This is a genomic window from Microbacterium sp. R1 (assembly GCF_015159725.1).
GTDB classification, from domain to species: Bacteria; Actinomycetota; Actinomycetes; order Actinomycetales; family Microbacteriaceae; genus Microbacterium; species Microbacterium oxydans.
Map to the genome: position 1 here is coordinate 296,879 of NZ_JADDUD010000004.1, position 24,504 is coordinate 321,382.

12 protein-coding genes are annotated in these 24,504 nt (G+C 69.0%); 11 read left to right on the top strand and 1 reads right to left on the bottom strand.

What is annotated here, in order from left to right; translation table 11 throughout:
• The first annotated feature begins 54 nt into the window (after window positions 1-54).
• From ILP86_RS16750 to ILP86_RS16790, 9 genes are all read left to right on the top strand, one after another.
• The gene (locus ILP86_RS16750; RefSeq protein ID WP_058632158.1) at window positions 55-1,353 is read left to right on the top strand and encodes an MFS transporter; all 1,299 of its coding nucleotides are present in this window, start codon (window positions 55-57) and stop codon (window positions 1,351-1,353) included.
• Window positions 1,354-1,355: 2 nt separating this feature from the next.
• Window positions 1,356-3,110, top strand: a complete 1,755-nt coding sequence (locus tag ILP86_RS16755; RefSeq protein WP_193762488.1) for a glycoside hydrolase family 3 protein — start codon at window positions 1,356-1,358, stop codon at window positions 3,108-3,110.
• Between the two features lie 261 nt (window positions 3,111-3,371).
• Window positions 3,372-5,951: a choice-of-anchor G family protein gene (locus ILP86_RS16760; protein WP_193762489.1), complete on the top strand. Its 2,580-nt coding sequence runs from the start codon at window positions 3,372-3,374 to the stop codon at window positions 5,949-5,951.
• A complete protein-coding gene (locus ILP86_RS16765) occupies window positions 5,948-8,269 on the top strand; it encodes a hypothetical protein (protein ID WP_193762490.1) in 2,322 nt (773 codons plus the stop codon). The genes ILP86_RS16760 and ILP86_RS16765 overlap by 4 nt, the downstream gene beginning before the upstream one ends.
• A 79-nt stretch (window positions 8,270-8,348) precedes the next feature.
• Entirely contained in the window at window positions 8,349-9,185 is an 837-nt protein-coding gene (locus tag ILP86_RS16770; protein ID WP_193762491.1) for a DUF5819 family protein, read from the top strand.
• Window positions 9,182-10,417, top strand: a complete 1,236-nt coding sequence (locus tag ILP86_RS16775) for an HTTM domain-containing protein (protein WP_193762492.1) — start codon at window positions 9,182-9,184, stop codon at window positions 10,415-10,417. Before ILP86_RS16770 ends, ILP86_RS16775 begins: the two co-directional genes overlap by 4 nt.
• A gap of 120 nt (window positions 10,418-10,537) precedes the next feature.
• Window positions 10,538-12,604, top strand: coding sequence for an acyl-CoA dehydrogenase (locus ILP86_RS16780; RefSeq protein ID WP_193762493.1), 2,067 nt, complete (start codon window positions 10,538-10,540; stop codon window positions 12,602-12,604).
• Window positions 12,605-12,712: 108 nt separating this feature from the next.
• Window positions 12,713-13,756, top strand: a complete 1,044-nt coding sequence (locus ILP86_RS16785) for an NAD(P)-dependent alcohol dehydrogenase (RefSeq protein WP_113680840.1) — start codon at window positions 12,713-12,715, stop codon at window positions 13,754-13,756.
• 68 nt (window positions 13,757-13,824) lie between these two features.
• Window positions 13,825-14,394 (top strand): DNA-3-methyladenine glycosylase I, encoded by a 570-nt coding sequence (locus ILP86_RS16790; RefSeq protein WP_046746634.1) that lies wholly within the window; start codon window positions 13,825-13,827, stop codon window positions 14,392-14,394.
• 18 nt (window positions 14,395-14,412) lie between these two features.
• Here ILP86_RS16790 and ILP86_RS16795 read toward each other — a convergent pair whose 3' ends face one another.
• The gene (locus tag ILP86_RS16795; protein ID WP_193762494.1) at window positions 14,413-15,159 is read right to left on the bottom strand and encodes a GntR family transcriptional regulator; all 747 of its coding nucleotides are present in this window, start codon (window positions 15,157-15,159) and stop codon (window positions 14,413-14,415) included.
• A gap of 198 nt (window positions 15,160-15,357) precedes the next feature.
• Between ILP86_RS16795 and ILP86_RS16800 the strand changes: the two genes are divergently transcribed.
• Together ILP86_RS16800 and ILP86_RS16805 are read left to right on the top strand one after the other, a co-directional pair.
• Complete coding sequence (locus tag ILP86_RS16800; RefSeq protein WP_193762495.1) at window positions 15,358-18,198, top strand: metallophosphoesterase; 2,841 nt, start codon at window positions 15,358-15,360, stop codon at window positions 18,196-18,198.
• 203 nt (window positions 18,199-18,401) lie between these two features.
• Window positions 18,402-24,467: an Ig-like domain-containing protein gene (locus tag ILP86_RS16805; RefSeq protein WP_193762496.1), complete on the top strand. Its 6,066-nt coding sequence runs from the start codon at window positions 18,402-18,404 to the stop codon at window positions 24,465-24,467.
• The last annotated feature ends 37 nt before the right edge of the window (window positions 24,468-24,504 follow it).

Below are 24,504 nucleotides of genomic sequence, written 5' to 3' on the forward strand. Positions count from 1 at the left end.
TGTCATGCCAGAACCGCATCGCCCGAAGATGTGCGGTGAATCGAAAGGACTGTCATGACAGAGCTGTCATCCGCCGCCAACGCGGCCGCGGTGGGCACCACGGGATTCAAGGCCCCAGGGACCACGCCGCCCAAGACTCCGCGCGGCTACACCCCCGGCCTCGCCGCGGTGAACTTCGGTGTCTTCCTGGCGCTTCTCACCCCGGTTATGGTGTCCATGGCGTTCAAGATCCAGCACATCGACCCCGTCAACACCGAGGGAAGCCTCGGACTCGTGATGGGCGTCGGTGCGATCTTCGCCCTCGTGGCGAACCCCCTCGTCGGCAGGCTCTCCGACCGCACGACCTCGCGCTGGGGCATGCGTCGTCCGTGGATCCTGGGTGGTGCCGTCGTCGGCCTCGGCGGGTTCTTCCTCATCGGGTCCGCGAACTCCGTCTGGATGGTCCTGCTCGCCTGGTGCCTCGTGCAGACCGCGATGAACGCCGTGCTCGCGGCGGCGAACGCGACCCTGCCCGACCAGGTGCCGGTCACGAGCCGCGGCAAGGTGTCGGGCATCATCGGCATCACCACCCCGATCGGCATCCTCGCCGGCAGCTTCCTGGTGAACTTCCTGCCCGGCGACTTCGAGCGCTTCGTCGTGCCGGGCGTGATCGCACTGATCCTGGTGATCATCTTCGTCCTGATCCTGAAGGACCGCCGCCTCACCGAGAAGCCCGCCGAGAAGTTCACGATCGGGATGTTCTTCGGCTCGTTCGTGTTCAACCCGCGCAAGCACCCCGACTTCGGCTGGACCTGGCTCACCAAGTTCTTCGTGATGTTCGGCTACGCCGGCATCGCCACCTTCCTGCCGCTGTACCTCGTCACCAAGTTCGGCCTCGACGAGCAGGGTGCGGTGGGCGTCATCCTCGCGGCCAACCTCGCCTCGATGGCGGCGATGGCGATCTCCTCCCCGCTCGGCGGCTTCCTCTCCGACAAGATCGGCAAGCGCCGTCCCTTCGTCGCCGTCGCCGGTGTGATCATGGTGGTCGGCCTGGTCATCCTCGCCATCGCCCCCGATATCACGACCGTCATCATCGCCCAGGCCATCATCGGGCTCGGGGCCGGATCGTTCCTCTCGGTCGACCTCGCCCTCGCCACCGAGGTGCTGCCCAACCCGGACGACGTGGCGAAGGACCTCGGGGTGCTGAACATCGCCAACGCGCTGCCGCAGTCGATCGCCCCCGCGATCGCGCCGGGCATCATCGCCATCGGGGCGGCCACGCCGCTGGGCGGCTACACCACGTGGTACCTGTTCGGTGCGGTCGTCGCGCTGGCCGGTGCCGTGCTCGTCTACCGCATCAAGGGAGTTAAGTGACCATGACAGAGACCACCATCGCGCGCCCCTGGCTCGACACCGATCTCTCGGTCGACGAGCGGGTGCAGCTGCTGCTCGATGCCATGAACATCGAGGAGAAGGCAGGGCTCTTCTTCCACACCATGATCGCGATCGGCGACCTCGAGGAGCCCAACCCGGTGTTCGCGACGCCGTCGGCCCGCGAGTTCCTCGAGTCCAAGCAGATGACGCACTTCAACCTGCTGGGTGCCGCGCCCACCGGCCGGGAGATCGCCGCGTGGCAGAACGCCCTGCAGCGGCTCGCGGCGTCCACGCGCCTCGGCATCCCGGTCACGCTCTCCACCGACCCCCGGCACTCGTTCAGCGAGAATCCGGGAGCGTCGATCCTGGCAGGGCCCTTCTCGCAGTGGCCGGAGACGCTCGGCCTCGCGGCCACCCGCGACGAGGAGCTCGTCGAGCGCTTCGCTGACATCGCCCGCCAGGAGTACACGGCCGTCGGTCTGCGCGTGGCACTGCACCCGCAGGTCGACCTCGCGACCGAGCCGCGCTGGGCGCGCCAGACGGCGACGTTCGGCGAAGACGCCGAGCTGTCGGGAAAGCTCGGCGCGGCCTACATCCGCGGCTTCCAGGGGAAGTCGTTCGGGCCTGGCTCGGTATCGACCATGACGAAGCATTTCCCCGGCGGCGGCCCCCAGAAGGACGGCGAGGATCCGCACTTCCCGTACGGCCGCGAGCAGGTCTATCCTGGCGGCGAGTTCGAGCTTCACCTGAAGCCGTTCGAAGACGCGCTCGCCGCGGGTACCCGGCAGATGATGCCGTATTACGGGATGCCCGTCGGCACGGAGTACGAGGAGGTGGGTTTCGGCTTCAACAAGTCGGTGATCACGGGTCTGCTCCGCGAGCGCTACGGCTTCGACGGTCTGGTGTGCACGGACTGGGGTCTGATCAGCGATTCCGAGATATTCGGGCAGCCGTTCCCTGCGCGTGCCTGGGGTGTGGAAGATCTCACCCCTCGCGAGCGGATGAAGAAGGTGCTCGATGCGGGCGCCGATCAGTTCGGCGGTGAGGCGAACCCGGAGCTGCTGCTCGAGCTCATCGCCGACGGTGAGATCACCGAGGCCCGGCTGGACATCTCCGCACGACGCATCCTGCGCGAGAAGTTCGAGCTCGGACTGTTCGAGAACCCTTACGTCGACGAGGACGCCGCCGACGAGATCGTGGGTCGTGCCGACTTCCGTGCCGCGGGGGAGGATGCCCAGCGTGCGTCGATCACGGTGCTCGCGAACGACGGCGCGCTGCCCTTCGCCCGAGGGGCGAAGCTCTACGTCGAGGGCATCGACGTCGCCGTGGCTGAAAAGTTCGCCGACGTCGTCGAGACGCCGTCGGAAGCCGATCTGGCGATCATCCGGCTGCAGGCTCCGTTCGAGGAGCGCGCGACCATGTTCGAGAACTTCTTCCACGCCGGTTCCCTCGACTTCCCGGATGACGTGATCGCCCATGTCGGCGAGGTCGCGGCCGTCGTGCCCACAGTGGTCGACGTGCTCGCCGATCGCCCGCCGATCCTGTCGCCGCTCGCCGAGGTGGCGGCTGCGATCACGGTGAACTGGGGTGCTTCCGGGACGGCGCTGCTGGACGTGCTCAGCGGTGCGTTCCCCGCGCAGGGTCGACTGCCCTTCGACCTGCCGCGCTCGATGGCGGCTGTCGAGGCCTCGCGTCCCGACGTCCCGTTCGACACGACCGACCCGCTGTTCCGCTTCGGTCACGGGCTCTCGCTGTAACACCCGAGGGCATTCGCGAAACGCCTCGACGGCTTCGGCCGCGGGGCGTTTCGTCGTGTCGGCGAACCCTCGATCGCGGGTCCGATGTCGGCCGATGGCGAAGTGTCTCGGACGATGACGATGGCTGAAAAGTTCTCTGGACGAATGCTGGACAACGCGTCCCGTATCCCGTAGAACTGTCCTCAACATCGCTCGGCCGACTGACGTCGACCCGTGGGGGGGCCATGTGACGCGGAAGATCGCATCACACGGGAGTAGCGAATGGAATTGCAGGAGAGGACTCTGCGGCGACGCAGAGCAGCAGGAGGAAGCATCGCCGGCGTCACCGTCGGCGCGGTGATCCTCGCAAGTGCACTGGTGCCGACAGCGGCGAATGCGCTGGACGCGGCGAATCCGAACGATCCGTCGGTCGCGCAGGGGCAGATCATCCAGCTGCCGGCCGCACTGCTCGGCGGACTCGACATCGCCGCGCTCGGTCACACGCTGACGAGCAACCCGGCCGCCCCTGGCTCGGAGCTCGGCGGACTGAACGTCGGACTGCTCGAGGCGCTCAACATCGACGTGGGCACCCTCAACGTGCCGCTGCTGACCGACGGCACCACGCCGGGTCTGCTGCGGCTCGGCGACCTGGGCGCTGCGCAGAGCTTCAGCTCCTCGCCGACGCAGACCCAGTCGATCGCCTCTTCGGGCACGATCACCTCGGGTGGGGCTGTCGACACCGGCGCCATCGACGGCAGCGTGAACCCCGGCACCCTCGAGCTCACAGACCTCTTCGACCAGCTCGCCGTGGCGGGGCTGACCGATGCGGTCCTCGACCAGGCCTCCATCGGCATCGGCGCCCTCGCGTCGCGTGCCGAGTCGAACGCGGGAACGGTGACGTCCGAGTACCGCATCGCCGACCTGAACCTCGATCTGCACAGCAACCTGGTCGCCGGGCTCTCCGGCACCCTCGCCTCCGCGATCCAGGGCACCGTCACTCCCGTGAGCAACCTCGCCGGTCCCGGCGGCGCGCTGACCGCCCTCACCACCACGATCGTCAACACGATCAACGCGATCCCCGATGTGCCGCTCGTCGCCGCCTTCACCGCGACAGGGGGCACGGTCTCGATCGCGGGGCTCGACACGGTCGGGCAGACCGTGACGACGCAGGTGCTGCAGACCCCGGTCGAGAACACGACCGGTTCGGTTCTCGTCGACCTGAGCACCGGCACGGTCTCGGTCGATCTCGCCAAGATCCTCGTCGAGACCGGCGCGGGCGCGAACCTCAACACACTGCCGGCGAACACCCCGGTGCTCTCCGCCACGACGATCTCCGCCATCCAGCAGGGGATCACCTCCGCACTCACGGGCACGCACCCGAACAGCCTGAACGGCAAGGTCTCCACGATCCTGAAGTCGACGCTCGACGCCCTCCAGGTGACGATCACGGTCGGCGTCGACCTCACGGTGCCGCTCACCGGGACGCCGCTCGTGTCGGGCGACGTCACGGTCAAGGGTTCACTGGCGCAGTTCGCCGGCACCGCCACTCCCGTTCCCACGGTCGCGACCGACATCACCCTGGCCGGCCTCAACATCGGCGTGCTCCTGAACCCGGTGGTCGCGACGGTGACGAATGCGGTCGCCACGACGACGGGTCCGCTCGTGAACACCGCGTTGACCAGCGTGATCCCGCTCGTGCAGCCGGCACTCGCCGCTCTCACGGGTCCCGTGCTGACGACGCTCGATCCCGTGCTCCAGGGCGTGCTGTCGGACATCGCGACCATCACCATCAACGAGCAGCCGGCGACGGGAGACATTCCGGGCGGCAGCTTCACGGTGCGTGCGCTCGGAGTGAACCTGCTCCCGGCCGTCGGAGGCGGGGTCGCTCTCGATCTCGGTTCCTCGACGGTCAAGGCTGCCGCGGCAGCTGTGGCGGCTATCGACGCGGCCCCGACCGTCCAGGCGGGGACGAACCTGCCCGTGACCGGCTCCGGCTGGCCCGCGAACACGCAGGTCTCCGTGCAGGTGACCGCACCCGGCGGGGGGATCGTGAACGACCCTGTTCCGGTCACGACCGACGGCAACGGTGCATTCACGGTCGATTACTTCGTCCCGACGGCGACGACGGTGGGCACCGGGTACACGGTCACCGCGACGGCAGGCGCCGTCTCGGCGACGGATACGACCGAGGTGACGGCCGCGGCGACGGTCGATGCCGCCCCGGCCGTACAGGCGGGGACGGATCTCGCGGTCTCCGGTGCCAACTGGCCTGCGAACACCCAGGTCTCGGTGCAGCTGTCGGCTCCGGCTTCCGGCCCGAACGTGGGCGGCCCCGTACTGGTCACCACCGACGGTTCCGGCGCCTTCACGGTCGCCTACCCTGTTCCGGCCGGCACACCCGCGGCCACCGGCTACACGGTGACGGCATCGGTGGGCACGCAGACGGCGACCGACACCACCGAGGTGACGGACGCCCCCGTGGCCGCCGTCGATGCCGCAGCCACCGTGCAGGCGGGCACCAGCCTTCCGGTCACGGGATCGAACTGGCCGGGTAACACCCAGGTGTCCGTGCAGCTGACAGCTCCGGGCGGCGGCGCGAACGTCGGCGGCCCTGTCACGGCGACCACGAACGCTTCGGGTGACTTCACGCTCGACTACCCGGTTCCCGCTTCTGCGGCTCCGGGTGCGGCATACACCGTGACGGCGACCGCAGGTGCCGTCACGGCGATCGACACCACGGAGGTCACGGCCGCCGCGGCTGTCGATGCCGCTGACACGGTGCAGGCGGGCACGAGCCTTCCGGTGACCGGTACGAACTGGCCGGCGAGCCGCCGGGTGGCGGGAACGTCGGCGGTCCGGTGACGGCCACGACCGACCCGTCTGGCGGGTTCACGCTCGACTACCCGGTTCCCGCTTCCGCGACGCCCGGCGCAGGCTACACGGTGACGGCGACCGTCGGCACCCAGACCGCGACCGACACGACCACCGTGACTGCGGCGGCCACGGTCGACGCGGCGGCGACGGTGCAGGCAGGGGACGATCTGCCCGTCACCGGAGCGAACTGGCCGGCGAACACGCAGGTCTCGGTGCAGCTGAGCGCACCCGGCGGCGCGGCCGTCGGTACCCCGCGCACGGCCACGACCGGCGCGCTCGGCGGCTTCGCGCTCGACTACCCGGTCCCGGCCGGCACCCCGGCAGGCACCGGCTACACGGTCACGGCCTCGGTCGGTGCGCAGACGGCGACGGACACGACGGAGGTCACCGCGGCTCCCGTCGTGGTCGACGCGGCCGCCCAGGTTCCGGCGGGCAGCAACCTCGACGTGACCGGCTCGGGCTGGCCCGTGAGCTCCTCGGTCTCGCTGCAGCTGACAGCTCCGGGCGGAGGCGCGAACGTCGGCGGCCCGGTGACGGCGACGACCGATGCTTCGGGAGCCTTCACTGCGAACTATCCCGTACCGGCGGGCACCACTCCCGGAACCGGATACACGCTGACTGCGACCGCCGGTGCCGTCACCGCGACGGACACCACAGAGGTGACGGCGGGCGACCCGGGTGATGTCAACACCAACGCAGCGGCGTCAGCGTCGGCCTCGGCGGACGCGACCGCGGACGGCGACCCGTCGGCCCAGGCCGCTGCGGAGGCGGCTGCTCTGGCCGATGCCACCTCGTCCGCGTCGGCAGCCGCCACCGCTGACGCGACCGCGGCCGCCGAGGCTGCGGCGACGACGACGGCATCGACGACAGCGTCGACCGACTCGACATCGACCGCCAACGCCTCCGCGGCCGTCGCCGCCCAGGCCGCGGCGCTGGCTGATGCCTCGACGAACGCGAACGCCGCAGCCTCCGCGGCAGCGGAAGCGAACTCCGCGGCCTCGTCGGAGTCCGCAGCGACCTCCGACTCGTCCACCGACGCATCCTCGGAAGCCTCGACCAACGCGAACGCGGCTGCCTCGGCATCCGCTTCGGCGAACGCCGACGCCACCACCGCGGCCGTCGCGGAAGCGTCCGCGCAGGCAGCGGCCTTCGCGGATGCGACAGCGCAGGGCTCGGCGGCGGCCGACCCGGCAGCGGACGCCGCATCGGAGTCGGCGGCGACGGCGACCTCGTCCACGGCGGCGACGGCTGATGCCACCTCGGCGGCGAACGCCGGCGCGGCCATCGCGGCCCAGGCCGCGGCCCTCGCCGACGCCACGACGAACACGGCGGCTGACGCCACCGCGACGTCGGATGCCAGCACGAGCGCTGCGGCGAACGCGAGCGCGGCGGCGATCGCGAACGCCTCGACCGATGCCTCGTCCGACGCGGTCGCCTCGGCTGACGCGTCGGCGGAGATCAACACCAACGCGTCCGCGTCGGCAGCGGCCTCCGCCCAGGCTGACGACGACAGCAACGCCTCGGCTGAGGCCGCGGCAGTGGCTGCGGCACTCGCGGACGCGACCAGCCAGGCATCCGCGGCGGCCGACGTGTCGGCCAACGCAGCGGCTCAGGCGGCGGCGACCACCGATGCCTCCACCGATGCCTCGACCACGGCCACCACGGCGGCGAACGCCTCCGCGGCTGCGGCGGCTCAGGCGGCGGCGCAGAACGATGCGACCTCGACGAGCGCGGCGGATGCCTCGGCTGCGGCCGATGCAGACCCGAACGCCTCTGCGGCCGCAGCGGCCAACGCGTCCTCGTCGGCGACGGCATCGGCATCGGCTGCGGCCGACGCCTCGGCCGAAGCCACCGCGGAGGCATCCGCATCCGCCACCGCGAGCGCTTCGGCGGACGCGGCAGCCGACCCGACCGGGAACATCGCGATCGCCCTCCGGTCGCCGGTCCTGGAACGCGGACAGCAGCAGACCGCCGTCGGCACCGGCTTCAAGCCCGGAGAGAAGGTCACCGGCGTGATGGCCTCCGATCCGGTCGCGCTGGGCAGCCAGGTCGCGAACGCGCAGGGCACGGTCACCTTCACCTGGACCGTGCCGACCGCCACCGACCTCGGACCGCACACCGTGACACTGACCGGGGCGACCTCGGGCAGCGTATCGGCCTCGTTCCAGGTGGTGGCCTCGGGCCTGGCCACGACCGGTGGACAGGCGCAGGGCGGTTGGATCGCCCTGGCCGCACTGCTCCTCGTCCTCGGCCTGGGGACGATGAGACTCGCGACATCCCGACGGCGACTGATCCGTACGGAGTGATCGCGATGCAGGAACGCTGAGTGGTCGGGACCGTTTCCCCACGGCGGTCCCGACCCCTCGGCGGTATGGAGGGAAGTGAATGAGCACCAGACTCGAGTCCGCACCGCACTCCGACGCGGCAGGTTCCGACACGGTCGAGCCGGAACCCTCAGCAGCCGTGCGGCCACGGCCGACGTGGTGGGTGAAGCTCATCGCCTTCGCGGCCTGCCTCCTGACGCTGTGGCACATCGGCGCCTCGTTCCTGTGGATAGCGCCTTACTCCGCACTACGGGAGATCCCCACCCAGCAGGTCCTCGCCGGGTACATGCTGCCGATGTTCGGTCAGTCCTGGAGCGTGTTCGCTCCGGAGCCCATCAACGGCGACTACCACTTCAACGTCCGCGCCCTCATCGAGAAGGACGGCGAACAGGTCGAGACCGGGTGGGTCAGCGCCACCGACGTGGAGCTCTCGATGATCCGGTACAACCTCTTCCCTCCGCGGGCCGGCATCCAGTCGAGTGAGGTGGCGAGCGGACAGATGAACGCCTACAACAAGCTGAACGCGGACCAGCAGGCCGTCATCGGCCTGGACTTCATGAAGGACGACTGGGAGGAGTGGATGGTGCGCTCCTTCGACGAGCTGCAGGGTGAAGACAATCCATCGACCGAGGCCTACATGGCCGAGGAGCACCTCTCGACCGCGTACGCGACCCAGGTGGCCTACGCGATCTGGGGAGCGGATGCGGTGGTCGCGGTGCAGTACCGCGTGAGCCGCCAGAACGTGGTCCCCTACAAGGATCGCAACGACCCCGGCGCGCAGCGCCCCGACCCGACGTTCTCGACGACCGGATGGCGTCTGCCCATAGAAGAGGAAGGGCAGAGTCGCGAGAACTTCGCGAACACCTTCCGCGGCCAGTTCGAGCGGATCCAGCCGTGAGCGCGCCGGTCAAGACCGCGGACCGCCGGAAGGACGCGAAGAAGAAGGACTCCGCGCCACGGAGCACCATCACCGCTCCGGCCCCGGCGTCCGCGCCGCCCACCCCTCCTCGCGAACCCGCTCCGGCACCGGCTCCGGCGAGCACCGTGCCGCCGCGGTCGTTCGTCACACGGCTGCTGACCTTCGTGTCGTCGATGATCGGTGGTCTCTGGTCGATGGTGCTGTCGGCGATCGACCGCATCTCGGCGTTCGTCGGCGACTGGCTCTTCCACGGGAAGAAGGCGCTCTACGGACTCGCGGTCACGCGCATCCTCTTCGGACTCACCGCGATCGGCCTGCTGATCTCGAACTTCAGCACCCGGCTCTACACGTTCGGATCGGGGTCGGCCTGGAACGGCGAGCTCGCGGAGCCGGTGAGCGAGTTCCCCAGGATCTGGGTGTTCAGTGCGTTCCATGCCGCGATGGGGAACGATGCGCTCTACACGGCGCTCTACCTTCTGCTCGGAGTGCTCGCCGTGCTGTTCGTGCTCGGGTGGCGCTTCCGGATCGTGCTGCCGATCTTCTTCTGCCTCTGGGTGGGGTTCATCGAGGCGAACGACATGGTGGGCGATCAGGGCGACAACATGTTCCGCATCGCCCTGCTGCTGCTGTTCTTCGCCGACCCGGCGGCGCGCTGGTCGCTGGATGCCCGGCGTCGGGCGAAGTCGGGGGAGTGGTTCGCCTCGAACAGCCAGCCGGCGCTGCTGGGAACCATGTTCCACAACCTGGCGCTCGTGGCTCTCACGGCACAGGTCTGCTTCGTCTACGCCTCCGGCGCTCTCTACAAGGCGGGCGGCGCACCGTGGGAAGAGGGGTATGCGGTCTACAACCCGCTGCAGACCGCCCGGTTCGGCACCTGGCCGGTGCTGAGCGACCTCGTCACGACATGGGGACCGATGGTCACCGTCGCCAGCTGGGGTTCGATCATCCTGCAGGTGGCGTTCCCGCTCATGCTGCTCACCCGTCCCACGCGGTTGATCGGACTGCTGGGCATCCTGTCGTTCCACATCGGCATCGCCGTGCTCATGGGGCTGCCGTGGTTCTCGCTGACGATGATCGCGATCGATGCGATCTTCATCCGCGATCGCACGTGGGCGCGTCTGAGCGCGGGGACGAAGCGGCGTTGGCGGGAGGCAGGAGCGCCACCGCCTACCGTGCCGGAAGATGCGCTGCCGGCCCGGACTGTGGTCTGACGACAAGCCGACGGGGAGATGCCCCCGCAGCGCATTGGAGGAAGTGGACAGGGCAGTAGGACTCCCGTTGTGGCAGACCTACCATGGCAGTATTCCCACTTCCCTCTGAGAGGAACGCTCATGGTCGACGCCGCCGTCCGTCCGAAGACGACCCGCACCTCCCCCGACAACGCTGCCGCCACCCCGCGTCTCGATGTCGCCCGCGTGAACGACGCCCTGATGGGCACGTGGGGTGACGTGCGTCGTCAGGCCCGCGAGATGATCAAGGACTCGGCGTTCTGGCGCAAGGACGAACTCGGCAAGGACGAGCACCGCGAGCGCGTGCTCAGCCAGCTGCACCTGCTGGTGGAGAACAAGGCCGTGCATCGCGCGTTCCCGAAGTCGCTCGGCGGCGAGGAGAACAACGGCGCGAACATCGCGGGCTTCGAGGAGCTCGTGGTGGCCGACCCCAGCCTGCAGATCAAGTCGGGTGTGCAGTGGGGTCTCTTCGGATCGGCGATCCTGCAGCTGGGTACGGAGGAGCACCACGCGAAGTGGCTCCCCGGAGTGATGGACCTCTCGATCCCCGGTGCCTTCGCGATGACCGAGATCGGCCACGGCTCCGACGTCGCTGCGGTCGGCACCACGGCCACGTACGACCCGGAGACGGAGGAGTTCGTCATCAACACCCCGTTCCGCGGGGCGACGAAGGAGTACCTCGGAAACGCCGCACTGCACGGCGTAGCGGCGACCGTCTTCGCGCAGCTGATCACGAACGGCGTGAACCACGGCGTGCACTGCTTCTATGTGCCGCTGCGCGGTGAGGACGGGGTGGACCTCCCCGGCATCGGCCGCGAGGACGACGGTCTCAAGGGCGGACTCAACGGCATCGACAACGGGCGCCTCTCGTTCGACCACGTGCGGATCCCGCGGACCAACCTGCTCAACCGCTACGGCGACGTCGCGGCCGACGGCACCTACTCCAGTGCGATCGACAGCCCTGGCCGCCGCTTCTTCACGATGCTCGGCACCCTCGTGCAGGGGCGGGTGTCCCTCGACGGCGCGGCCTCCTGGGCCTCCGCCCTCGGTCTGCACATCGCGATCACCTACGCCACCCAGCGCCGTCAGTTCGACGGTGCTGATGGGCAGGAGGTGGTGCTGATGGACTACGGCAAGCACCAGCGCCGTCTGCTGCCGCGCCTGGCGACCACCTACGCGCAGATCTTCGCGCACGACGAGTTCCTGCAGAAGTTCGACGGTGTCTTCTCCGGCCGGACCGACACCCCGGCGGACCGGGAAGACCTGGAGACCTTGGCCGCCGCCCTCAAGCCGCTGTCGACGTGGCATGCGCTCGACACCCTCCAGGAGGCCCGAGAGGCCACCGGCGGTGCCGGCTTCATGTTCGAGAACCGTCTGGTCGGGCTTCGTGCCGACCTCGACATCTACGTCACCTTCGAGGGCGACAACAACGTGCTGCTGCAGCTGGTGGGCAAGCGTCTGCTGACCGACTACGCGAAGCAGTTCCAGGGCAAGGATGCGGCGGCCCTCGCCAAGTTCGCCGTGGGCATGACCGCGGGCAAGCTGTTCCACGGTGCGGGCCTGCGTCAGCTCGGTCAGGCCGTCTCCGACTTCGGTCAGGTGAGCCGATCGGTCGAGCGGGGCCTGCGCGAGGAGCAGCAGCACGATCTGCTCGCCGGACGTGTGCAGCAGATGGTGGCCGACATCGCCTCGCGCCTCCGCCCCGGTGCGAAGGACAAGGCCCTCGGCGCTCGCCTGTTCAACGAGAACCAGGCCGAGCTCATCGAGGCCGCCCGTGCGCACGGAGAGCTGCTGCAGTGGGAGGCGTTCACCGACGCCGTGCACCAGATCGACGACGAGGACACCAAGAAGGTGCTCACCTGGCTGCGCGACCTGTTCGGCCTGCAGCTCATCGAGAAGCACCTCGCCTGGCATCTGATCCACGGACGTCTGTCGATGCAGCGCGGCGCGGCGGTGTCGAGCTACATCGACCGCCTGTGCGCCCGTCTGCGCCCGTACTCCCTCGACCTCGTGAACGCGTTCGGCTACGAGCCCGAGCACGTGCGCGCTCCCATCGCGAGCGGCCTGGAGAAGCAGCGGCAGGACGAGGCCCGTGCGTACTACGCCGACCTCGAGGCGAGCGGACAGGCCCCCATCCAGGAGAAGGCGCTCAAGAAGAAGCAGCGCTGACCCGCCCGGGGTTCGCTCTCCTCTCGACGACCGTCGACTCGCGCGGCACGGCTGATTCACCTCCCGCGCTGGGTAGTCTCGGCAGGTACCCGATCCGAGGAGTCCGAGATGCCTGCCGTGAACGCCTATGCCGCACCCCGTGAAGCAGCCCCGCTGGAGAAGACCGTCATCCAGCGACGCGAACTCGGCCCGCTCGACGTGCTGATCGACATCGCCTTCGCCGGGATCTGCCACTCGGACATCCACACCGTCCGCGGCGATTGGGGTCCGCAGCAGTATCCGCTCGCTCCCGGGCACGAGATCACCGGCACGGTCGCTGCGGTAGGCGAGGCCGTCACCCGGTATGCGGTCGGCGATCGTGTCGGCGTCGGATGCCTGGTGAACTCCTGCGGGGAGTGCCGCAACTGTCTGCGCGGCGAAGAGCAGTTCTGCACCCAGGGGGCCGTGCTCACCTACGGCGGCATCGATCGCGACGGCACCGTCACCCAGGGCGGCTACTCGGAGCAGGTGGTCGTGACCGAGGCCTTCGTGCTGCGCATCCCCGACGCTCTGCCGCTGGACGTCGCCGCACCGCTGCTGTGCGCGGGCATCACGACCTATTCGCCGCTGCGGCACTGGAACGTCGGGCCCGGCACACGCGTCGCGGTCGTCGGGCTCGGCGGCCTCGGGCACATGGGAGTGCAGATCGCCCATGCTCTCGGCGCGGAGGTGACCGTGCTCTCGCAGACCCTGAGCAAGAAGGACGACGGTCTGCGGCTCGGCGCCGACCACTATCGCGCCACCAGCGACCGGGAGACCTTCCGCGAGCTGCGCTCATCGTTCGATGTGATCCTCAACACCGTGAGCGCCGTGATCGATCTGCGCTCCTACCTGAGCCTGCTCGACGTCGGCGGAGCCATGGTGTGCGTCGGCGCTCCCGGCGAACCCCTGGAGGTGGGCGTGATGTCGCTGATCGGTGGTCGGCGCTCGCTTGCCGGCAGCAACATCGGCGGCATCGGCGAGACGCAGGAGATGCTCGACTTCTGTGCCGAGCACGGCATCGCGGCAGAGATCGAGGTCATCCCCGCCTCCGACATCAACACCGCCTACGAGCGCGTGCTGGCCTCCGACGTGCGGTACCGGTTCGTGATCGACGCCGCCACCTTCGCCTGAGCGTTCGCCGATTGCAGCCGCGAGGCGCGAAGGCATCCGGTGTCGGTCGCCGCGGATAGCCTGAGCGCATGACCTCTCTTCTCACGGGCCCCGACGCCCGCGACCGCTGCGCCTGGGTGGGCGACGACGACGAGTACCGCCGCTACCACGACGAGGAGTGGGGCACGCCGTTGCACGGCGACCGCGCGCTGTTCGAGAAGATGGCGCTGGAGGGGTTCCAGGCCGGGCTCTCCTGGATCACGATCCTGCGCAAGCGTCCGCGGTTCCGGGAGGTGTTCGAGGGGTTCGTGCCCGAGATCGTCTCGGAGTTCGACGAGTCCGACGTCGAACGTCTGATGGGGGATGCCGGCATCATCCGCAACCGCGCGAAGATCGAGGCCACGATCGGCAACGCCCGCATCGTCCGTGGCATGGCCGATGGCGAGTTCGACGAGCTGATGTGGTCGTTCGCTCCTGCGGTCTCCGGTGAGCGCCCGGCATCGTTCGCCGACGTCCCGGCCGTCACACCGGAATCGACCGCTCTGAGCAAAGAACTGCGCCGTCGCGGGTTCCGTTTCGTCGGGCCGACCACCATGTACGCCCTGATGCAGTCGGGTGGGATGGTCGACGACCACATCGCGGGGTGCTGGAGAGCGTGATGTCGGCTCCGTCGGCGCTCAGTGCCCGGCAGCCTCCCGGGTGAGCGCTGAGCGCGCGTCGGAGGTGTTCTCGACGGCGAAGGTGGCCATCGTCGGCAGGTAGCGGTCGTCCGCCACCTCGACGAGGGAACCGTCGGCCGCCCATCCCGTTCGTCGTACGCGCAGCAGCGGTGTGGACACGGACACCGCCAGTGCCGCCGCATCGATCTCGTCCGCCGGTACCGCGTCGAAGACATGACGTGCGCGAACGGGCGCCATGCCATGCTCCTGCATCGCCTGGTAGATGCTCCCCGCATCGAGATCGGCGGCGAGCAGCAGTCTGCCGACGGGGAGCGGGAACGCCGAGCGTTCGAGCATCGCCGGTTCGTCGTCGAGCAGTCGCAGCCGTACGATCTCCACGATCGCGGCGCCCGTCTCGATTCCGAGGTCATCGGCGATCGCTTCCGAGGCGGGTCGGCGTGCGGCCTCGAGCACGCGTTGGCCGGGGCGTCGTCCGATCGAACGTGCCCAGTCGGTGAACGAGACGAAGGTCTGGAACGACTGCGTCGGCACGATTCGCCGCACCCGAGGCGGTGCGCCTCTCCCGCCGTCGACAGCACCTTCGGCTCGCAGCGTCGCGAGAGCCTGCCTGATCGGTCCGCGAGAGGTCCCGAACTCGGCGATCAGGGAGTGCTCACTCGGCACACGTTCGCCCTCCGGCCATTCGCCGCTTCTGATGCGATCGAGCATCCGCTCGTAGAGCTGCTCGTGCAGAGGTCTGGGCATTCTCGTTCGTGCTCCTGTTGTCGTGACTTCTCATCCCCGCGGCGACCGCGACATGTTCACTCTGACGCACATCGGTGAACAATCGGGGAATTTCCGTAGAAAAAGTTGTCATGACTACTTTTGCTCCTCATGCTCGGAAGAGACGGAATCCCCCTGCCTCGGCCGACATGAGCGGTCGACCAACCCCTAGGAAGAGACATGAGAACCAGACACGGAATCGGCGCCATCGCCGTGACGTGCGCCCTCACGCTGCTCGTCGGCGCGGCGGCGACGCCCGCCTTCGCTGCAGCCCCGCCGCTGACCGAAGGCTTCACCGACGCGACGGCCTCGCAGCCCCCTGCCGGATGGTCGATCGACAACACCAACGTGACCGGTATGCGGGCGGACTGGCAGGGCTGGTCGTTCCACACCTCGGCCGAGGTCGTGTCGACCTGGGGGAACAGCGGCGATCGCGGCTCCTTCACACGTGCGGACGGTGTCACCGCGGTCGTGCACTCCGACGCCAACCGGCCGACGGACGGGCGCTTCAGCTCCGTGCTGTGGGCCCCAGCCGTCGACCTGCAGAGTCAGGACGGGGCGGTGCGGGTGCGCTTCGACAGCCACTACAAGCAGGGGCAGTCGCCGCAGACCGCGCAGCTCGTCGCTCGCTTCGACGACGCAGCGCCGGTGGTGGTCGAGTCGTTCGCCCGGAACCGTCTCGACGAGCAGGTGGACGTCTCGATCCCGGTGCCTGCGGGGAGCGATGCCGTCACGGTGGGCTGGTCGTACGCCGAGAGCAGCAACAACTGGTTCTGGATGATCGACGACGTGCAGATCAGCGAGGCCCCGCCGGCAGATGCAGCACCGCGCATCCTCTCCGCCGCGAAGCCCGTCGCCAGAGCAGGTGCGACGGTTCCGGTGAAGGTCGGCGGACTGCGCCCCGGCCAGCAGCTGACGGCGTCGTTCGGCGAAGCCGGGGCGGCGGTTCCCGGTATCCCGGTCGCTGACGCCGCGGGGGAGACGTCGTTCTCGGTCGCGCTGCCCGCTGACCTCGCGCCCGGCTCGGTGACGCTGTCTCTCGGTGGCGCCGGCATCGTGTCGACCCCGCTCGTGATCACCGTGCTCACCGCCGATGACCCGGACACCTCGACCACCGAGCAGCTGCTCTGGTTCGACGGCTTCGAGACGGACAGCTGGACGAGAGCGGGGGCGTGGACGCTGTCGAACCTCGACAGCGTGATCGCTCAGTACGGCACCGATCGCCGACACGCGTTCACCCGCGCTTCGGGGCGGATCGCCGTGGCGGAGGCGACGAGCGGGGCATTCGCCGGCAGCCTCGCCTCCTCTCCGATCGCCGTGAAGGCGGGGGATGCGCTGGAGGTGCGCCTCGACAGCCACTACCGCAAGAGGGGCGGAACCCAGCATGGCACCGTGACGGCGGTGTTCGACGAGGGAACGGAGACCGTGCTGCGCGAGCTCTCCGATGCCGACGAGGAGTCAGCGCAGCTCCGGCTGCCGGTCACGGTGCCGGCGGGCGCATCCGCGATGACCCTGCGGTTCGTCTTCGACGCCCCCGGCGCCGCGGGATCGTGGATGCTCGACGACGTGCAGGTGGTGCGCCCGCTCGCGGCACTCGCCGAAGGAGTCGAGGCCAACACCGTGGTCGACATCTTCAGCGACGTGCAGGGGGCGACGACGCGACTGAGCCAGAACGTGCTGCCGGGGTTCCGCGCGATGGCGCAGACGGCGGACGTGCTCGTGTCCAACGGCGACCTGGTCAGCAACGGATCGACCGCGAACTACACCTCCTATCTGTCGGCGCTCGCGGCGGGTGGCGGCGGCGAGTACGGCACGGTCGTCTCGACGATCGGCAATCACGAGTACTACGGCAGCGAGGGATCGGCGGTGTACCGGGAGCGCTTCCTCGATTCGACGGGGATGCGCGACATCGGTGGCCAGGGTGGGCTGTGGGGTGAGGTGCTCGTGGACGGTCAGCTTCCCCTGATCTGGATCGGCAGCGAGTTCTACGACTACACGGCGAAGACCGGCGCAGGCCCGTTCGTCGACTTCAGCGAGGAGCAGTTCACCTGGCTGCGTGATCGGCTCGCCCACTGGCGCGCCCAGGACCAGCCGGTGCTGCTGTTCTCGCACCACCTGCTGCCGTACTCGGTCTCCGGATCGTACGCGCGGTTCTACGAGAACGACTTCGGTCAGGAGGAGGCCCGGTTCGCCGCCCTGCTCGCACAGAACCCGAACGTCATCATGTTCAACAGCCACACGCACTGGTCGCCGACGTTGAACGACTGGAGTACAGAGCTGCGGCCGGATCCGACGCGCGCGCACGGCCCCACGGTCGTGAACACCGGAGCCGTCACCACGATGTACGGACCGAGCGGGGACTGGGAGGAGAAGGCCGTCGGCGGTGCCGACCCCGTCGGGCTGCGCGCCGCGCTGTACGACGACCGCGTGCGCGTCACGGTGTACTCCTTCTCGACGGCCGGAGCGACGGAGATCAAGCACGTCGACATCCCGCGTCCCACCGACGCCCCCGTGGATCCGGTGGATCCGGTCGATCCGGTCGATCCCGTCGATCCGGCCGTGGCGCTGAGCACGCAGACGGTCGCGGCCGGTGGCCGGGTCACGATCTCCGGAACCGGATTCCCCGAGGCTGCGGAGCTCGCGATCGAGCTGCGTTCCACACCGGTGCGGGTGGGCGTCGCGACCGCCGATGCCGACGGGTCGTTCCGCACCGCTGTCACGATCCCCGCGAAGACGCCGGCCGGTGCGCACACACTGGCGGTGATCCTCCCCGACGGGACCGAGGCGACCGCGCCGATCACGGTCACCCGCGCGGGGGACGGCTCCGGCGGCGTCGCACCGGGAACGGGGACGGGCACAGCCCCCGGCTCGGGATCCAGTGGCGGAGCGGATGCGTCGTCCACGGGCGGTGACCTCGCCACGACGGGCGGTGCACCCGGTTGGTACCTCGTCGGCGGCGCTCTGCTGCTTCTGAGCCTCGGTGGCGCGCTCGTCCTCCGACGGCGTCGGGGTCGCAGCTGACGCACGCGCCCTCATGCTCCATGGGCGGGGCGGCTTCGAGGTCTTCTCGACGTCGCCCCGCTCGATGGGCAAAACTCCCCATCGAGCGGTATTCCAGGACGCAGTTAGGATGAACGGGTGCTTCGTGGGCCCGTCGGGTCGCGATCGAGGAGAACAGAGAGTGTCACCCTGGGGGGGAACCGGGTATGAAGGCGTTGTCATGGATGCGCGCACGACCGAAGACGCTGGCGTCAGCGGCCGGTGTCACCGTGGGCGTGATCGCCATCACCACGATGGCCTTCACCTATGAGGGGTTCCCGACCACCAAGGTCGATCTGAACGACGGCGGCGTCTGGATCACCAAGACGTCGAGCCTTCTCGTGGGGCACTTCAACCACGAGTCGACGGTGCTCGACGGCGGGCTGCGCACCACGGGTGAGAACTACGACATCCTGCAGGACACGAACAACATCCTGGTCGTCGATGAGAACGCGTCCACGCTGACCGCCGTCGATCCTGCACGCGTCTCGCTCGGCGACTCTGCGAAGGTCCCCTCCTCCGCGAAGGTCGCGCTGGGCAACCGCACGGCTGCGATCCTCGATCAGAAGACCGGCGAGCTCTGGGTCGTGCCGGCGCAGGGCGTCGCGTCCTTCGAGGCCGAGGTCAACGAGCCGGTGGCCGAGCTGGGCGCTGGCGCCGATGTCGCTGTGGCCAAGGACGGCACCGTCTTCGGACTCGCCCCGGAGCGCGGCGAGGTCGTCACCGTCCCCGTCGACAACGAGGGGGAGGCGCTCGACGCCTCCGCCGCTTCGGTCGGCGAACTCGACGCCTCGGCGAAGCCCGCGATCACCGCCGTGGGTCGCACCCCGGTCGTGCTGGATCGCGCAGCCGGCGTCGTGACCTCCCCGGGCGGCGTCCGCACCGAGATCCCCGGCGCGGACAAGGCCGTTCTGCAGCAGGCCTCCGAGAACACCGACGCGGTGGCGGTCTCGACGGCGAACGCACTGGTGAGCGTTCCCCTCGACGGCGGCGAGCCGACAGAGGTCGAGGCGGGTGGAAACGGCGTGCCGGCGGCGCCGGTGTGGCTGCGCGGCTGCACCTACGGCGCATGGGCAGGAACGGCCACGTTCATCCGGGAATGCCCGGGGTCGGCGAACGACGTCAACGCGAACGTCGACGGCGCCGAGGATTCGAAGAGCCTCGTGTTCCGCGTCAACCGCGACGTCATCATCCTCAACGACGCGGTGGGCGGAGCGGCCTGGCTGGCGAACGAGAGCCTGCAGCGCGTCGACAACTGGAACGACCTCACCCCGCCGGAGGGCGAGACCGAGAACGAGGACGACTCGACCGAGGAGACCGTCGAGACCACGCTCCCCGAGCGCAAGGAGGAGAACACTCCTCCGATCGCCGAGGACGACACGTTCGGTGTGCGCCCCGGTGTGACGACGATGCTTCCCGTGCTCGACAACGACAACGATCCGGATGGCGACGTCCTGGTCGCGACCCTCGCCGAGGCCCAGCCCGCCCTCGGCACGATCCAGCAGGTGCAGAACGGCGGATCCCTGCAGATCGCGGTCGACGAGGACGCGACAGGATCGACCACCTTCACCTACGAGGCCGATGACGGTCGCGGCGGGAAGGACACGGCAGCGGTCACGCTGACCGTCTACGACAAGAGCGTGAACACCGCTCCGGTGCCCAAACGGCACACCAGTCTCACCGTGGAGACCGGCGGAACGATCTCGTACAACATCCTCCCGGACTGGATCGACCCCGAGGGCGACGATGTCTACCTCAAGGAGGTCGTCCCCGCGCCGGGCGACGAGGTCGACTTCAGCACCGACGGCCAGATCACGTACAAGGCGACCGCGAGCCAGCAGGGACGCAAGGACGTGCAGGTCACCGTCGCCGACGGATACGGGGAGAGCGCCACCACGACGGTGACCCTCGATGTGCGGCCTGAGGGCTCGACCAAGCCCAAGACCAACGCCGACCACGTCGTGACCCGCGTCGGCGAGCAGGTCACCGTGGCACCGCTGGCCAACGACACCAGTTCGGGGCGCGAGCTGCTGCGACTCGGCCGCGTGAACGAGGTTCCCGGCGCGACCATCGTCACGGACGGGCCGAACAAGACCTTCTCCTTCACCGCTGATGCTCCCGGCACCTACTACGTGCTGTACCTGGCGACCGCCGGCCCCGAGAACGGCGAGGGGATCGTGCGCGTCGACGTGCTCGAGGCGAGCGAGACGGATCTCCCTCCGGTCGCCGTGCGCGACGTGGCCCTGCTGCCGACGGGCGGCGATGTGCTCATCGGCGTGCTCGCGAACGACGTCGACCCCGCCGGCGGCATCCTGGTGGTGCAGTCCGTCTCGATCGACGATGACTCGGGCATCTCCGTGTCAGTCATCAACCACGAGACGCTTCGCATCACCGATCAGGGCTCGCTCACCGACCAGGCGCGCATCAAGTACCGCATCTCCAACGGCTCCAAGTCGGCGGAGGGCGAGGTGGTGGTCATCCCGATCCCCGCGCCGGACAAGCTCCTGCAACCCGTCGTGAACGACGACACGGCGATCGTGCGCGCGGGCGACGTCGTCACCATCCCGGTGCTCGACAACGACACGCACCCGAACGACGACGTCATGCACGTCGTTCCCGAGCTGGTCGAGCCGCTGGTCGACCCGGAGGACGGCGAGGCGTTCGTCTCGCAGGACACGATCCGGTTCAAGGCCGGACCCGTCGCGAAGACCGTGTACCTCACCTACGAGGCGGTCGATTCGCGCCAGCAGAAGGACGCCGGCTACGTCACGATCCAGATCCTTCCGGTCGACGAGGAGACGAACGCCGCTCCGCGCCCGCAGGACCTGGTGGCCCGCGTGCTCGCCGGGTCGACCGCGAACATCGCCGTCCCTCTCGACGGCATCGACGCCGACGGCGACTCGGTCGAGCTGATCGACATCGCCTCCAGCCCGCAGAAGGGGCGCATCACCGAGACGGCGCAGAACTACTTCACGTACGAGGCGTTCGACGACTCCTCCGGTGTCGACGTGTTCCGCTATCGCGTGCGCGACCGCCTCGGCAAGGAGGGCATCGCCACGATCCGGGTGGGCATCGCACCGGGCGAGCAGATCAATCAGAGACCGTTCGCGGTGAAGGATGCCGTGGTCGTGCGGCCGGGTCGCGAGATCTCGGTGCCGGTGATGCTGAACGACTCCGACCCCGAGGGCGACAAGATCATCCTCGTGAAGGACGGCCTCGAGGTTCCGACCGAGACGGGCATCACGGCCCGCGTCTCGGGTGATCGGGTGCTGGTGCAGGCGCCGAACCGCGAGCTCGAGACGTCGCTGCAGTACACGATCCGCGACGCGAGGGGCGCCGAGGCGACCGCGGCGCTGCAGATCACCGTCGACGAGGACGTCCCGCTGCAGGCGCCCGTCGCGCGTGACGACCGTGTGCGGCCGACCGACCTCACCGACGGCACGATGAGTGCCGACCTCGACATCCTCAAGAACGACGAGGACCCGGACGGCACCACCGATCGCCTGAAGCTCGTGCTCGGAGAAGGCGCGACCCAGCTGGAGAACGGCAAGGTGCGGGTCACCGTCACCGAGCAGCTGCAGCTCATCCGCTACACGATCACCGATCAGGACGATCTGGCCGCATCCGCGTTCATCTTCGTGCCGGCCGAGTCCGACCTGCGGCCGATCCTGGATTCGACCAAGCCGCTCGAGGTCATGAGCGGCGAGACCAGGGAGATCCCGCTCTCGAAGTTCGTCACCGTCGCAGGCGGGGGGACCGCGCGGATCACCGAGCATGCCAAGGTGAACGCCGTGTACGCCAACGGCGACGACCTCGTGAAGGACGAGACCACCCTGGTGTACACCTCGGCCGAGGGCTACTTCGGGCAGGACTCGCTCACGTTCGAGGTCACAGACGGCACGGGGCCGGACGACCCCGAGGGCCGTACGGCGACGCTGAGCATCCCGATCAACGTGCTGCCGCCGGAGAACCAGCAGCCGGTGTTCACGGGCGCAGAGGTCATCGTCGCTCCGGGCGAGAAGGCATCGACGCTCGACCTGGCCGCCCTCACGGCCGACCCCGATCCGGAGGATGAGGGCAAGCACAGGTACAAGTACGTCAGCGGTGCGGGCAAGGGCATCACCGCCAAGATCGACGGCTCGAAGCTGCTCGTCGAGGCCTCGTCCGACGTCGAGAAGGGCACGGTGTCCTCCCTGAAGCTGGAGATCACCGACGGGACGACGGAAGCCGTCGAAGGCACCGTGACCGTGCGCGTCGGCGCCTCGACCCGCCCGCTTCCTGCTGCGAACACCGACACGATCTCGGAAGCGGATCAGGGCAAGAGCATCACGGTGCCCGTGCTCGCGAACGACTACAACCCGTTCCCGGAGACCCCGCTCAAGCTGATGACTGCTGCCACGGAGTCGGGCTCCGGCGGCGCGGCCGTGAAGGGCGATCAGGTGGTCGTCACGCCTGACGCCAGCTTCGTCGGAACCATGGTCGTGCGCTACCGCATCCAGGATGCGACGAAGGACCCCGACCGCGAGGCCAACGGCCAGATCGTCGTGACCGTGCAGGGCGTGCCGGAGGCACCGGGCACCCCGCTGGTGTCGAGCGTGCAGGACCGCACCGTCGTGGTCTCCTACGGCGCACCGTCGAACAACGGCGCCGAGATCACCAAGTACACGGTGAAGTCGGTCGGCGGCAGCCCGTACTCGAAGGAATGCCGCTCGACGACGTGCACGCTCGACGGCCTCACAAACAACGTGGAGTACACCTTCCAGGTGACCGCGACCAACCGGGTCGGCGAGTCGAAGCCGTCCGGCACGTCGGCGGTCGCCCGTCCGGACGCTCGTCCCGACACCCCGACCCCGCCGACGCTGACCTTCGGCGACAAGTCGCTCAAGGTCGCGTGGGCCACCCCGACCACTCCCGGCTCTCCGGTGGAGAGCTACACGCTGGAGATCTCGCCGGCTCCGCCGTCCGGGGTCTCGCAGAAGCAGGCCACCGGGAACTCGATGACCTGGGAGGGTCTCGAGAACGGCGGCATCTACCAGGTGCGCGTGCAGGCCCACAACCGCGCGCCCGAGCCGTCGAGCTGGAGCGGCTGGTCGGCCTCCGAGGTGCCCGCGGGGCCGCCGATGCCCGCCGCCGCGCCCACCGTCACACAGCTGCAGGGCGTGGGCACCGAGGCGCAGATGCAGGTGAACTGGGTGCCGGGGAACGCGAACGGCGACCCGATCGACTCGTTCCAGCTGCAGGTGTGGGAGGGCGGCACGCTGCGGAACACCATCACGCCGGGAGCCGACGCCAGGTCGCAGGCGGTGAAGGTCCCGACCTCGGAGACGCCGTATACGTATCGCATCCGCGCGCACAACAAGGCGGACTGGGGTGAATGGAGCCCGATGTCGGCACCGCGTCGCGGTGTGAACAAGCCGGGTGCGCCCTCGCTGTCGAACGTCGCCGAAGGCGATCGGTCGCTCACGCTCACCTGGTCTCCCGGCGCGCTCAACGGTGCGAGGTCGAACGAGGTGCAGTACCAGTACTCCATCGGGGGCAACTGGGCGGCGATGCCGGGCAACAACGTCATCACCGGCCTCTCGAACGGCACGAACTACAACGTGCGGGTCCGTGCCGTCTCGACGGTCGACGGCCAGACCTACTCGAGCGACGCCTCGAACCAGATGTCCGGCAATCCCTATGGACCGCTGAGGCAGCCCTCGGTGACGGTGAACTCGAACCCGAAGAGCGTGACGTTCGGATGGAACGCGAACGTCTCGGCCAACGGACGTGGGATCAAGGTCGTGCGCATCCGGATCGACGGCGGCGGGTGGACGCACGTCGGTGCGAACGGAAGCACCACCGTGGGCGACGGCTACAGCCAGCGCCACACGATCGACGTCGAGGTGACGGACGACGCGGGGCAGAAGATCACGCGGAGCGAAGCCGGCACGTCGGGTCCGAAGCCCAATCCGCGCGCCTGGGTCACCTCGACCGGCAACGCGAACGGCCAGCCGAACTGCAACGACGGCACCTGCGCGTACTTCTACCTGAACGCTCAGGACTTCGACCCGGGGCAGACCATCTCCGTGCAGTGCAACAACAACGACGCGACGTACGGCGGCGTATGGGGTGGACCGTACTCGATCACCATGGACGGCAACGGCAGCTACGGCGGCCGGCTCAGCTGCTACCTCGGCAACCGCCGTGGCGTGATCGAAGCCTGGGTGATGGTCAACGGCACCGCCTTCGAGCACCGAGTCTGGCAGTGACCCGTCTCCCCAACCCCGCTGTGAACACCGGTTCTGA